Origin of the sequence: Leifsonia sp. (assembly GCF_051955155.1) — a bacterium.
Lineage (GTDB): Bacteria > Actinomycetota > Actinomycetes > Actinomycetales > Microbacteriaceae > Leifsonia.
In genome coordinates, this window is sequence record NZ_JBQCGZ010000009.1 from 1 (window position 1) to 11,729 (window position 11,729).

The following is an 11,729-nucleotide window of genomic DNA, read 5'->3' on the forward strand; positions in this document are numbered from 1 at the left end:
GCCCCCCGGAGGGGGGGGGCGGCCGTCGCCGTCGTGCGGGTCAGCCCGCGGTTATCTTGCGCCGGTAGGTCGAGATCGCGACGGCATAGGCGACGATCAGGATGCCGACGCACCAGGCCAGGGCGATCCAGATGTCGTTGCCGACCGGCTGCTGCGCGAACAGCGCCCGGATGGAGTTCACGATCGAGGTGATCGGCTGGTTCTCCGCGAACCACTGCACCGGTCCCGGCATCGTCTCGGTCGGAACGAAGGCCGAGCTGATGAACGGGAGGAAGATGATCGGGTAGGAGAAGGCGCTCGCCCCGTCCACCGTCTTGGCCGACAGGCCGGCGATGACCGCGATCCAGGTGAGCGTCAGGGTGAACAGCACCAGGATGCCGGCGACCCCGAGCCAGGCGAGCACGCTCGCCCCGGTGCGGAACCCGATCAGGAGGGCGACCAGCACCACGAGCACCACCGAGATCATCGTGGAGACCAGCGAGGTCAGCACGTGCGCCCACAGCACGCTGGAGCGGGCGATCGGCATGGACTGGAAGCGCTCGAAGATGCCGCCCTTCAGGTCCATGAACAGCCGGTAGGCCGTGTACGAGATGCTCGTGGCGACCGTGATCAGCAGGATGCCGGGGAGCAGGTAGTTCACGTACGAGCCCTCGAAGCTGCCGGTGTCGATCGCCCCGCCGAACACGAACACGAACAGCAGCATGAACGCGATCGGCATGAGCGCGGTCGTGATGATGGTGTCGAGACTGCGGGTGATGTGTCGCATGGACCGTCCGGTGAGGACGGTGGTGTCCGCGACGAAGGTGGCGGCGCTCATCGTGCTTCCTCCGTTTCTGTCGTGGCCTTCGGGCCGACGATGGCCAGGAAGACGTCTTCCAGGCTGGGCTGCTTCTCCACGTACTCGACCTCGGCTGGCGGGAGGAGCTTCTTGAGGTCGCCGAGCGTTCCGTCGGCGATGATCCTGCCCTCGTGCAGGATGGCGATGCGGTCGGCGAGCTGCTCCGCCTCGTCCAGGTACTGCGTGGTGAGCAGGACGGTGGTGCCGCGCGCGGCGAGCTCCTTGACCGCCTCCCACACCTCGATCCGCGCCTGCGGGTCGAGTCCGGTGGTCGGCTCGTCGAGAAAGATCACCGGCGGGTTGCCGATCAGGCTCATCGCGATGTCGAGCCGGCGGCGCATGCCGCCCGAGTAGGTGGCGACCTTGCGAGAGCCGGCGTCGGTCAGCGAGAACCGCGCGAGCAGCTCGTCCGCGATGGTCGCCGGCTTCTTCAGGTGACGCAGTTGCGCGACCAGGATCAGGTTCTCCCGTCCGGTGAGCACCTCGTCCACCGCCGCGAACTGCCCGGTCAGGCTGATCGAGTCGCGCACGTCGGCAGCCTTCGACGCGACGTCGAAGCCGTTGACGGTCGCCGTGCCCCCGTCGCCCTTCAGCAGGGTGGAGAGGATCTTGACCGCGGTGGTCTTGCCGGCGCCGTTCGAGCCGAGCAGGGCGAAGATGCTGCCCCGGGCGACGTCGAAGTCGACGCCGCGCAGGACGCTGAGCTTCTTGTAGGACTTCTGGAGTCCGCGGACCCGGATGGCCGGGTCCTGCAGCACTGCCGTCATCGGTTCTTCCCCTCTGTCTCTTCTGCGGCCTCGACCGCTGCGGTCAGGCGGGCCTTCTCCTTGTCGATCCAGCGCTTGCCGAGGTAGGCCTCGATGAAGGTGTCGGCGAACTCGACCGGGTCCTCGCCGACGATGTCCCGCACCGGGGTCCCGTCGGCCGCGGCGCGCTCCCAGAGCTCGACGAAGTCGTTCATCATCGTGACGAGGGTGTCGCCGTCGGTGATGCCGCCGTTGTACATGAAGTACCGCTGCACCGCCTTCGCGACGCTCAGGTACGGCTCGGGCAGCGCCTCCAGGCGGGCCCTCAGCTGCCGGTACTGCTTCTTCTGCTCGAGCGATCCGGTGACCATCTCGATCCACTTCGATGCCATGTCAGTTGTCCCCTTCGCGGAGCTGTTCGAGTCGGTCCGAGAGGAAGCTCCACGTCCTCCAGAACTCATCCAGGTACTCCCTGCCCTGTGCATTCAGGGAGTAGACCTTGCGCGGCGGGCCCTTCTCCGAGGGCACCTTCTCGACGTCCACGAGCCCGCGCTGCTCGATCCGGACCAGGAGGGCGTAGATCGTGCCCTCGGCGATGTCGGTGAATCCCCGGTCGCGGAGCCACGAGGTGATCTCGTAGCCGTATGCGGCGCGGCCGGAGAGGATGGCGAGGACGATGCCCTCGAGTGTGCCCTTGAGCATCTCCGTTGCCTGCTTGCTCATGGTCACCCCCTAACTACTCAGTGTTGTTGACTACCAGTAGATAGTAACGCCGAGTACCGGTACATAGCAACACTGAATAGCGAACCTTTTTCGGGCGCGCGGAATCCCGGCGAAGAGGGGCGAAGAGGGGCGAAGAGCGCTCAGTCGGCGCGATAGCCGCTGGTGGCCTGCTCGTACGTCGTGTGCCGCCGCTTGGGCGTCGACTCGGCGGCCGCGGGCACCTCGGTGCGGGCGAGGGCGTTCAGCACCAGCTGCTCGACCAGGGCGGCGGCCGTCGTGTCCTTGCGCTTGGCGATGCAGACCAGGGCGGTGTACTCGGCCTCGCTGATCCGGATCTTCAGTGGGATGCCGCCGGGGATGTGGCCGGGGCCGAGCGTCGACGCTCCGCTGATCTCCGATTCGCTCATGGCGGCATTGTGCGATAACGCGCATGGCCGCGCCTAGGGGGTATTTCGAGACGGGGCGACTCGTAATGCGGCGACGGACCCGCGAAATGCACGTCTTGCCGCGTCCGCGCGTCCTGGTGCATCATTCCCGCGAGGCGGCGGGGGATGGCGTCCAGCGCTCGCGATCCGGTGTCTCTCGCGGGAGGAGCTGGGGCGATGAACGCGCACACCGAGAATGGCGAGACCTTCGTCGCGGTCTTCCTCTTCCCCGAGGAGCTGCGCGACAGCTTCAGTCTGCGGCTGCCGGTCCGCGGGCTCGCGCCGCCTGCGGCGATCCGTGCCGCTGCGACCTTCGCGGGGGCGGCGGCGGTCGACGTGTTCCGCCTGATCGACGGCAGCTCCTGGCCGGCCTCCGCCGCCTACCTCTATGCGGAGACTGTGCCGGGGACGGTGGTCGACGACTCCATGGTGGAGCAGGTGGCGACGCCGGACGACTAGCGGGAGGCGGCCGCCAGCTCTCGCGCGAACCCGGCGACCGTGCCGACGACCAGCCGGGCGACGCCGTGCGCGTCGAGCGGGGAGGTCTTCAGCGTCCGCATCCCATGGTCGGCGCCAGGCACGGGGACGACGCGGATGTTCGCGCGCCCGTCCGCTTCGGCGGCGACGAGCTCGGCGCCGCCGAAGGTGTCCCTGTCGCCCTGCAGCACGAGCACGGGGACGACCGGGGTCAACAGCTCCTCGCGGCGGGATTTCTCCGGGCGGCCGGGGGGATGCAGCGGGAACGCCAGGCAGACGACGCCGGCGGCGCCCGTGTCCGCGGCCGTGCGGCACGCGACGCGCGCCCCCGCGCTGCGGCCGCCCGCGATGACGGGAAGGTCGCCGGCGAGGTCGCGGACGACCGGCGCGGTCTCGCGCCACGCGATGTCGAGCTGCTCGGGCCGGGAGGCGACGCGCTTGCCCGCCACCCGCCACGGCTGCTCGTAGCGCACCACCGTGACGCCCAGCGCGGGGAGCCCGGAGGCGAGGGCGGCGAGGTCGGCGGCGCCGATGCCGCCGCCGGCGCCGTGGCCGAGCCAGAGCAGCGCGGTCGGCTCGTCGGCCGGCGCGACGACGAGGCGGCCGGGACCGATGCTGGTCGGGGCGGTGATCTCCACGGTCCGACGCTACCCGCTGCACGGGTGGCGCAGGAACCGGCCGCGAGCGGCGGCGGCGTGCCGCCTCGGTAGGATGAGGCGCATCCGACGTTTGCGCATGCGCAAGGAAACGTGGCGCGCCGCGCGCGCCGAGGGAGGGGCCCCGATGGATCTTCGCGACCTGCTGCAGATCGATACGCCGATCGTGCTCGGCCCGTTCGGCGGGATGTCCTCCGTGTCGCTCACGGCGGCGGTCAGCGAGGCCGGCGGTCTCGGCTCGTACGGCCTCTACGGCTACGCGGCCGAGCGGATCGCGGCCGTCGCCGCCGAGCTGCGCGCCGCGACCAGCCGGCCGTTCGCCCTGAACCTGTGGCTGCCGCTGCAGGGGCCTGGCGAGCGTGCTTCTGGGGAGCCGTTCGATCGCGCAGAGTACGACGCCGCGGTCGCGGCGATGGGCGACCTCTACGCCGACGCTGGCGTCGCGGCTCCCGCATGGCCGGTGCCGCCGCTGCCCGCCTTCGAGGAGCAGCTGGAAGCGGCGCTCGCCGCGGAGCCGGCCGTGCTCAGCTTCATCTTCGGCGTCCCGCCCGCGGATGCGATCGAGCGCGCCCATGCCCGCGGCATCCGGGTGTTCGGCACCGCGACCACGGTGCCGGAGGCCCTGGCGCTGGAGGCGGCGGGCGTCGACGCGATCGTCGCCTCCGGGGCCGAGGCCGCCGGGCACCGGCCCTCGTTCCTGGCCGCGCCGGAGGCGAGCCTCGTCGGCGGGCTCGCGCTCATCCCGCAGGTCGTCGATGCGGTCTCCGTTCCGGTGATCGCCACCGGCGGCATCGCCGACCGACGCGGAGTCGCCGCGGCGTTCGCGCTCGGCGCCTGTGGCGTCCAGGTCGGGACGGCGTTCCTGGCCACCCGGCAATCCGCCGCGCCCGCCGTGCACCGCGACCGCATCCGCGGCGCGGCCGCGCACGAGACGGTGCTCACCCGGGCGATGAGCGGACGCGCGGCGCGCGGACTGCCGAACCGCGCCGTGCAGACGATCGAGCGGCACGGGTTCGCGTCGTTCCCGCTTCAGAACATCCTCACCGGCGCGTTCCGGCGGCCCGCGGCCGAGGCGGGACGCGACGACCTGCTGTCGCTCTGGATGGGGCAGGCGGCCGGCCTCGCTCGCCTGGACGACGCCGCCGAGGTGTTCGCCGAGCTGCGCGCCGGTGTCCCCGGCTCGCGCGGCTGAGCGGCGGACGCGGGTCAGACCGGGGCGCTGGGCGGCGGGACGAGCGTGAAGCGGCCGTCGGCGACCTGGCGGTCGCCCGCTGCGCGGGCGAAGGCGCGGAAGCCGTCGGTCGCAGCGGCCCGCTCGGCCGGCTCCATCGCCGCGAGCACCTCGGCGAGGGCCGCCCTGCGGTGGCCGATCACGCGCTGCACGAGCGCGGTGCCCTGCCGCGTGAGGGTGAGCCGGACGAAGCGGCGGTCGGCCGGGTCCTCCGAGCGCGCGATGAAGCCGGCGCGGACGAGCTTCTCGCAGGTCCGCGTCGCGTTGGAGGCGTGGACGCCCAGCTCGGCGGCGATCTCGCCGAGATTCTGCGGGCCGCGCGTGGCGATCGTCACGAGGACGCGCAGCTGCGGGGAGGTGAGGATGTCCTCCACCTCTGCCACCGACCGGGCGGCGACGCCGAGCATCACGTTGGCGGCGAGCAGGGCGGCATCCACGTCGTGCGTGTCGTCGTCGCGCTGCTCGTCCATCCCCTCAGTTGTACCCCGGATCGCTTGCGCGCGGGCAACATTTGCGCAAACCGGGAACCGCCTGCGTGTTCGGCGCGGCCCTTTCCCGGCCTGCGTTGCGGTGAGATAATTGCGCTATCGCAACTAAGGAGGCGATGGTCATGGTCGAGGCAGAGGAGCGCGACCGCGTGGAGGGCAGGTACACCCAGGCCGAACCCGAGACCGCAGCGCCGCGCGACGTCCACGGTCAGTACACGGAGACGGAGGGGCACACAGGCCCAGAGGCCGACATCGTCGGCGCGTACGTCGGCTCGGAGCGCGACGGCGAGGGACCGCTGGTGCGCAGCTCGCACCAGCGCAGCGGCGACTATCCGAAGGCGGAGCACGGGCACGGGCGCGGGAACGCGCACGGCTAGCATGGAGGGTCCGCCTCATCGCAGAAGGAGCCGTCGTGCCCGACCTGAGCATCCGCCCGTCGCAGGGCCCGGCCGAGTACCCGCAGCTGGTCGCGATCTGGCGGTCAGCCGTCGACGCGACGCACGACTTCCTGGCGGAGGCCGACCGTGCGGAGATCGAGTCCAGGCTCGCGTCGGACTACCTCCCCGCTGTCACGCTCTCCGTCGCGGAGCGCGGCGGCGCGGCGGTCGGCTTCTCCGGGGTCCTGGACGGCCGCCTGGAGATGCTGTTCGTCCACGCCGCCCAGCGCGGCGGCGGCGTCGGCACGGCGCTGCTGGCCGACGCGGTCGACCGGCTCGGTGTCACCGAGGTGGATGTGAACGAGCAGAACGCGTCCGCCGCCGGCTTCTACGCGCACCGCGGCTTCGAGGTGGCCGGGCGCAGCGAGACGGACGAGGCGGGTCGCCCGTACCCGCTGCTGCACCTGCGCCTGCGCGGCGGGGCCTGAACTCAGGGCCGGGCGGCCACCGCCGCGACGGACAGTACGCCGTCGATCGACCCGAGGCTCGCGACCAGCCGGTCGGTCTCGGCCTGCCTGCCGCGCACGTGCACGTTCACCTCGACGCCGTCTCCGGAACGGCGCAGGTCCTCGATGCGGGTCTTCGCCCCGCTGGCCTCGCAGCGCTCGAGCAGCTCAGGGAGAGCGGCGCTGCGCGGGTCGATGCGGACCGTGACCGCCGCGCCGGAGCGGCGGCGCAGCATCCGCTCGGCCGTCGGCAGCGAGCCGACGGCGATGAGGTGCAGCGCGGCACCGGCGATCGCGAGCAGCGGCATCCCGGCCCCGCACGCCATCCCGACCGCGGCGGTCACCCAAATGGAGGCGGCGGTGGTGAGCCCGACGACGTTGCCGCGGTTGACGAAGATCACCCCGGCGCCGACGAAACCGATGCCGGTCACCACTTGCGCCGCGATCCGCGACGGGTCGGTGGCCGGCATCCCGAGCGCGGTGAACCCGTACGCCGAGACCAGCGTGAACATGGCCGCGCCCAGGCCGACCAGGATGTGCGTGCGCAGTCCCGCGCTCTTGTACTGCCGCTCCCGCTCGATGCCGATGACCGCCGAGAGCGCGAAGGCGAGCACCAGCAGCAGCAGCTGCGTCAGCAGTGCCGCGCCACCGGTCCAGACCGCCATGGCCGGAGTCTAGGAGCCGCGTTCATCCCGTGGCACCCCCTCCCTTGCGCCGGTGCTCCGGCGGGCGGACCATGGAAGCAGCGATTTCGGGACGGGGTTGGTTTCTATGGTCGCGGAAACGGGGAACTGCGCCGTGTGCGGCGCGCCACTCGAACGGGAACGACGGCTGATGCCGACGGTCGGCGGCGCCTGGGCCGTCGTGACGGTCGCCCTGCGCTGCGTCAATCCGCGCTGCCGCCGCAGCACGACGGCGGCGCCGCCCGGACGCCGGCCGCTCGTGGCGTAGCTCAGCGGTCCGCGTAGTCGCCGGTCTCGGCCTCCTCCTCGGTCATCACCACCATGCCGCCGGTGCGCTGGCTGGTGTGCAGCAGCGCGTCCATCCAGCGCTCGTTGAGCCGCGGCGGCCTGCTGCCGCCGAACACGAACGCGATCGGGATCTCCCGGCTGACCCAGATGCTCATCCGGCCGCCGCCCTGGTCGGCGGGGATCTGCCAGTTCAGCAGGAAGCTCTCGTGCCTGCGCAGCTTGGTGACCAGCGCGATCTTCACGTGGGAGAGGGTGCGGTCGTCGAACTCGTACTCCTGACCGCCGCCGTAGATGAGACGTCCCATCGCCGCCCCTCAGTCCACGACCCGCTTGCGGGCGCTGCGGTAGGTGCCCTCCGGGACCTCCTCGCGGATCTCGGCGCGCAGGTCGTCGTCGAGGTGCAGGCCGCCGTTCCCGTTCGCCTTCTCCGTCAGGATGGTCAGCCAGTCCCTGTTCAGCTCGGGGAGCGTGGGGTGCGCGAACACGAACTGGAGGCTGATCGAGGGATCGAGCCAGATGGAGCGCAGCGTGGCGTCCGGGGCGGCGGTGCGGTCCATCCACAGGAGCAGGAACCCCTCCCGCCTGCGGAGCTTCGTGGCGATGACCGCCTGCAGATGTGCGAGCACACGGTCGTCGAACGTGAAACCGTCCGCGCCGTCGTAGAACAAGGTTCCCATGCTTCCTCCGAGTCACACTTTCGCCGGGAGCCCGCGCGTCGTCAAGTGACACACCAGCAGCGGCGTAAAGTCCGCGACATGGACGCTCTCACGCGAACCATCAAAGCGGCGCTCCTCTACGAGGACGGCCGGACCCTGGACAGCGTCGTGGTCGTGCCCCTGATCGGCGGGTGTCCTCCGGGGGAGATCCGCGTGGCGACGACGTTCGCCGGGGCTCTCGCCTACGACGTCTACGAGCTGGACGACGACGAGGAGTTCTCCTCGATGCCGGCCTACCCGTACCGGTCGACCATCCCGCTCACGACCGCCGATCTCGACGAGTAGCCCGCGAGTAGGGTGGGGGAGTGACATCCGCCCCGCCCGACCGCAGCCGCGCGGGCTGGGCGGTCGCCGCGCTGAGCCTCGGCACGCTGCTGAACCCGCTGAACTCGTCGATGATCGCGGTGGCCCTGGTGCCGCTGCAGCACTCGTTCCGGGTGGACGTGACGACGGTCACCTGGGTGATCACGTCCTTCTACCTGGCCTCGGCGGCGGGCCAGCCGCTGATGGGCAGGCTCGCCGACCGGTTCGGTCCCCGGCGGCTGTTCCTGTTCGGGATGCTCGTCGTCGCGCTCGCGTGCGCGCTCACCCCGTTCGCCGGCTCGTTCGCCGGCGTCTGCGTCGGCCGGGTCGCGCTCGCGATCGGGACCGCCACCGCGTTCCCGTCCGCCATCGCGATGCTGCGCACGATCGCGGCGCGCAGCGAGGTGGGGACGCCGCGGCTGCTCGGCCGCATCCAGATCGCGAACACCTCCGGCGCGGCGGTCGGCCCCGTGCTCGGCGGGGCGCTCGTCACGTTCCTCGGCTGGCCGTCGATCTTCTGGGTGAACGTCCCGCTGTCCGCGCTCGCGTTCGCCGGCGTCTGGCTGCTCGCACCCCGCGACGCGGAGCGCGAGCGCACGCCGCTGACGCGCACGATCGCGGAGTCGGACGTGCCGGGCATCCTGCTGTTCGTCGCGACGCTGACGGCGCTGCTGGTCTTCCTGCTCGACCTGAACCCGCAGCCGCTGTGGTGGCTGCTCCCGGTGGCGGTCGTCGCTGGCGGGCTCTTCGTGTGGCGGGAGCTGCGCACCCGGTTCCCGTTCCTCGACCTGCGCCTGCTCGCCGCCAACCGCCGGCTGCTGATGGTGTACCTGTGCTTCGCGATCTTCAACATCGTCTACTACTCGGCGTTCTTCGGGCTGCCGCAGTACCTGCAGGAGCACGGTGGCTACCCGGCGGGCGTGGCGGGCCTGCTGATGTTCCCGCTCGCGGCGGTCACCATCGTGATCACGCCGCTCGCGGCGCGGGCGATCGAGGGCATCGGGCTGCGCCCGACGCTGATCACCGGGGCCGTCGCGCTGATCGTGGGCGCTGCGCTGCTCGGCTTCGCCGCGCTCACCACGGCGCCGTGGGTGGTGCTGCTGCTGACGGCGGCGCTCGGCATCCCGTACTGCGTGGTCAGCATCGCCATGAACCAGGCGCTGTACGCGTCCGCCCGGCCGCAGGACGCGGGCGTGGCGGCCGGGATCTTCCAGACCTCGCGCTACGTCGGGGCGATCGTGGCGACCACCGTGCTCGGCCTGCTGTTCAGCGCGGGGACGACCGCATCCAGCTGGCTCGCCGCGGTCGCCGTCGCGAGCGGTCTGGCGGTCGTGCACCTCGCGCTGCTGGTGTTCGTGCGTCCGCGCTCGCGGCAGGACCCGGCGACCGCGTAGCGCGCCGATCCACCGGTTCCGGAGGCGTGGAACCGGCCTACCATCGAGGTATGAACAAGGTGGAGGGCCGGCTCGGCGCTCGCGCCGGGCGAGCAGCGGAATGGCTGGACGCCAAGCTGCTCCCGGTCCTCGGTCCGCCTCCGCTCGGTCCCTACGGGCCGGAGACGGCGAGGACGGAAGCGGCGACCTGCCCGCTGTGCGGCGCCAGGATCGACCTGCATGTGATGGAGCGCGACCACGGTCACGCCTTCCTGATCTGCCCGTCGCCGGCGCGCACGCAGCTGCAGGTGGCGTGACCGACCGCTGACAGGAGCGCTGCGGACGGGTCGCGACGGAGCGCAGGGGAGACGCGCGCGCCGGGGGCTGCGCGCCGGGCCGGGCGCAGCTACGCTCGCCGGTATGCGACAGGGATACGAGTCCGCCGGCGAGGACGTCGGCCTGAACCCCGTCTTCTCCCGGCCCGGCGAGGCCACCGAGTTCCCGCGGTTCTCGCTGCCGCGCGGCGAATCCCTGCCGGAGACGGCTTTCCAGGTCGTGCATGACGAGGCCATGCTCGACGGCAACGCCCGGCTCAACCTGGCGACCTTCGTCGGCACCTGGATGGAGGAGCAGGCGCAGCGGCTCTACGCCGAGGCCGCGGACAAGAACATCGTCGACAAGGACGAGTACCCGCAGACCGCGGCGATCGAGACCCGGTGCTGGCGGATGCTCGCCGAACTCTGGCACGCGCCGCATCCCGAGCGCGCGATCGGGACGTCGACGGTCGGATCGTCCGAGGCGTGCATGCTGGGCGGGCTCGCCCTGAAGCGGCGCTGGCAGCAGGCGCGGCGGGCGGCCGGCAAGAGCACGGACCGTCCCAACCTGGTGATGAGCTCCGCGGTGCAGGTGTGCTGGGAGAAATTCTGCGCCTACTTCGAGGTGGAGCCGCGGATGGTCCCGATCTCCGCGGACGCTCCGACGCTCGACGGGCCGGCGCTCGCCGCGTACGTGGACGAGAACACCATCGGCGTCGTCGCGATCATGGGCGTCACCTACACCGGGAAGTACGAGCCCGTGCAGCGCATCGCCGCCGCGCTCGACGCCATCCAGGCCGAGCACGGGTGGGACATCCCCATCCACGTCGACGGGGCGTCCGGCGCGATGGTGGCGCCGTTCCTGCAGCCGGAGCTCGAATGGGACTTCCGCCTGGAGCGCGTCGCCTCGATCAACACCTCCGGGCACAAGTACGGCCTGGTGTATCCCGGACTGGGCTGGGTGGTCTGGCGGTCGGAGGAGCTGCTGCCGGAGGAGCTGATCTTCCGGGTCAGCTACCTCGGCGGCTCGATGCCGACGTTCGCGCTCAACTTCTCCCGGCCCGGCGCCCAGGTGCTGCTGCAGTACTACCAGTTCCTACGGCTCGGCTTCGAGGGCTACCGGAGGGTACAGTCGGCGGCGAGGGACGTCGCGCGCTACCTCGCCGACGCGGTGGCCGGCCTCGGCGCGTTCGACATCGTCGCGGACGGCAGCGACATCCCGGTGACCGCGTGGCGGCTGAAGGACGGCTACACCGACACCTGGACGCTGTACGACCTCTCCGAGCGGCTGCGCGCCCGCGGCTGGCTGGTGCCCGCCTACCCGCTGCCGGAGTCGTTGACCGCGGTGACGGTGCAGCGCGCGGTGGTCCGCAACGGCCTCAGCCGCGACCTCGCGGGCGGCCTCGTCGACGCGATCTCCGACGGCGTCGGCATGCTCGACCGGCTGGACGCGCCCCTGCCTGGGCCCAAAGCGGTGCCGTTCCACCACTGACGGGGCGTCGAGCGGGCGCGCCCCGCCCCGGCGTCCGCCGCCAGGCGGCGGGGGGCGCCCCCGCCGCGGCCCGCGCGCGCCCGGCGCGTGCGG

Annotated in this window: 18 protein-coding genes; 8 read left to right on the forward strand and 10 right to left on the reverse strand. The window is 71.8% G+C overall.

All coding sequences use genetic code 11. The annotated features are described in order from the left end of the window. Positions 1 to 40: 40 nt before the first annotated feature. The 5 genes from ACTHMF_RS00780 to ACTHMF_RS00800 all read right to left on the reverse strand — a co-directional run bounded on the left by ACTHMF_RS00780 (position 41) and on the right by ACTHMF_RS00800 (position 2,714). On the reverse strand, positions 41 to 817 hold the full coding sequence (locus tag ACTHMF_RS00780) for an ABC transporter permease (protein WP_314147051.1): 777 nt from the start codon (positions 815 to 817) through the stop codon (positions 41 to 43). Then, positions 814 to 1,605: an ABC transporter ATP-binding protein gene (locus ACTHMF_RS00785; protein WP_314147052.1), complete on the reverse strand. Its 792-nt coding sequence runs from the start codon at positions 1,603 to 1,605 to the stop codon at positions 814 to 816. The genes ACTHMF_RS00780 and ACTHMF_RS00785 overlap by 4 nt, the downstream gene beginning before the upstream one ends. Beyond that, on the reverse strand, positions 1,602 to 1,976 hold the full coding sequence (locus ACTHMF_RS00790; protein WP_440315895.1) for a DUF1048 domain-containing protein: 375 nt from the start codon (positions 1,974 to 1,976) through the stop codon (positions 1,602 to 1,604). The genes ACTHMF_RS00785 and ACTHMF_RS00790 overlap by 4 nt, the downstream gene beginning before the upstream one ends. A 1-nt stretch (position 1,977) precedes the next feature. Next, positions 1,978 to 2,307 (reverse strand): PadR family transcriptional regulator, encoded by a 330-nt coding sequence (locus ACTHMF_RS00795; RefSeq protein ID WP_314147054.1) that lies wholly within the window; start codon positions 2,305 to 2,307, stop codon positions 1,978 to 1,980. Between the two features lie 140 nt (positions 2,308 to 2,447). Further along, complete coding sequence (locus ACTHMF_RS00800; RefSeq protein WP_440315896.1) at positions 2,448 to 2,714, reverse strand: hypothetical protein; 267 nt, start codon at positions 2,712 to 2,714, stop codon at positions 2,448 to 2,450. A 195-nt stretch (positions 2,715 to 2,909) separates the two neighbouring features. On the opposite strand from ACTHMF_RS00800, the gene ACTHMF_RS00805 reads away from it, so the two are divergent. Continuing rightward, the gene (locus ACTHMF_RS00805; RefSeq protein WP_314147056.1) at positions 2,910 to 3,191 is read left to right on the forward strand and encodes a hypothetical protein; all 282 of its coding nucleotides are present in this window, start codon (positions 2,910 to 2,912) and stop codon (positions 3,189 to 3,191) included. Here ACTHMF_RS00805 and ACTHMF_RS00810 read toward each other — a convergent pair. Continuing rightward, entirely contained in the window at positions 3,188 to 3,847 is a 660-nt protein-coding gene (locus ACTHMF_RS00810; protein ID WP_440315897.1) for an alpha/beta hydrolase family protein, read from the reverse strand. The two genes, ACTHMF_RS00805 and ACTHMF_RS00810, sit on opposite strands and share 4 nt — an antisense overlap. A gap of 145 nt (positions 3,848 to 3,992) precedes the next feature. On the opposite strand from ACTHMF_RS00810, the gene ACTHMF_RS00815 reads away from it, so the two are divergent. Beyond that, positions 3,993 to 5,057, forward strand: a complete 1,065-nt coding sequence (locus tag ACTHMF_RS00815; RefSeq protein ID WP_440315898.1) for an NAD(P)H-dependent flavin oxidoreductase — start codon at positions 3,993 to 3,995, stop codon at positions 5,055 to 5,057. 14 nt (positions 5,058 to 5,071) lie between these two features. Here ACTHMF_RS00815 and ACTHMF_RS00820 read toward each other — a convergent pair whose 3' ends face one another. Next, complete coding sequence (locus ACTHMF_RS00820) at positions 5,072 to 5,566, reverse strand: MarR family winged helix-turn-helix transcriptional regulator (protein WP_440315899.1); 495 nt, start codon at positions 5,564 to 5,566, stop codon at positions 5,072 to 5,074. Positions 5,567 to 5,706: 140 nt separating this feature from the next. On the opposite strand from ACTHMF_RS00820, the gene ACTHMF_RS00825 reads away from it, so the two are divergent. Next, positions 5,707 to 5,961, forward strand: coding sequence for a hypothetical protein (locus tag ACTHMF_RS00825; protein WP_440315900.1), 255 nt, complete (start codon positions 5,707 to 5,709; stop codon positions 5,959 to 5,961). 35 nt (positions 5,962 to 5,996) lie between these two features. After that, positions 5,997 to 6,449, forward strand: coding sequence for an acetyltransferase (locus ACTHMF_RS00830; RefSeq protein WP_440315901.1), 453 nt, complete (start codon positions 5,997 to 5,999; stop codon positions 6,447 to 6,449). Positions 6,450 to 6,451: 2 nt separating this feature from the next. Here ACTHMF_RS00830 and ACTHMF_RS00835 read toward each other — a convergent pair whose 3' ends face one another. From ACTHMF_RS00835 to ACTHMF_RS00845, 3 genes are all read right to left on the reverse strand, one after another. Continuing rightward, positions 6,452 to 7,132: an MgtC/SapB family protein gene (locus tag ACTHMF_RS00835; RefSeq protein ID WP_440315902.1), complete on the reverse strand. Its 681-nt coding sequence runs from the start codon at positions 7,130 to 7,132 to the stop codon at positions 6,452 to 6,454. 287 nt (positions 7,133 to 7,419) lie between these two features. Next, on the reverse strand, positions 7,420 to 7,743 hold the full coding sequence (locus ACTHMF_RS00840) for a DUF7882 family protein (RefSeq protein WP_440315903.1): 324 nt from the start codon (positions 7,741 to 7,743) through the stop codon (positions 7,420 to 7,422). 9 nt (positions 7,744 to 7,752) lie between these two features. Further along, on the reverse strand, positions 7,753 to 8,115 hold the full coding sequence (locus ACTHMF_RS00845; RefSeq protein WP_440315904.1) for a DUF7882 family protein: 363 nt from the start codon (positions 8,113 to 8,115) through the stop codon (positions 7,753 to 7,755). 78 nt (positions 8,116 to 8,193) lie between these two features. Here ACTHMF_RS00845 and ACTHMF_RS00850 point away from each other — a divergent pair, with 78 nt between their 5' ends. From ACTHMF_RS00850 to ACTHMF_RS00865, 4 genes are all read left to right on the forward strand, one after another. Next, positions 8,194 to 8,439: a hypothetical protein gene (locus tag ACTHMF_RS00850; RefSeq protein ID WP_440315905.1), complete on the forward strand. Its 246-nt coding sequence runs from the start codon at positions 8,194 to 8,196 to the stop codon at positions 8,437 to 8,439. 20 nt (positions 8,440 to 8,459) lie between these two features. Then, positions 8,460 to 9,851, forward strand: coding sequence for an MFS transporter (locus ACTHMF_RS00855; protein WP_440315906.1), 1,392 nt, complete (start codon positions 8,460 to 8,462; stop codon positions 9,849 to 9,851). A gap of 50 nt (positions 9,852 to 9,901) precedes the next feature. After that, a complete protein-coding gene (locus ACTHMF_RS00860; protein ID WP_314149400.1) occupies positions 9,902 to 10,147 on the forward strand; it encodes a hypothetical protein in 246 nt (81 codons plus the stop codon). A 103-nt stretch (positions 10,148 to 10,250) separates the two neighbouring features. Further along, positions 10,251 to 11,636, forward strand: coding sequence for a glutamate decarboxylase (locus ACTHMF_RS00865; RefSeq protein ID WP_440315907.1), 1,386 nt, complete (start codon positions 10,251 to 10,253; stop codon positions 11,634 to 11,636). Positions 11,637 to 11,729: the final 93 nt, after the last annotated feature.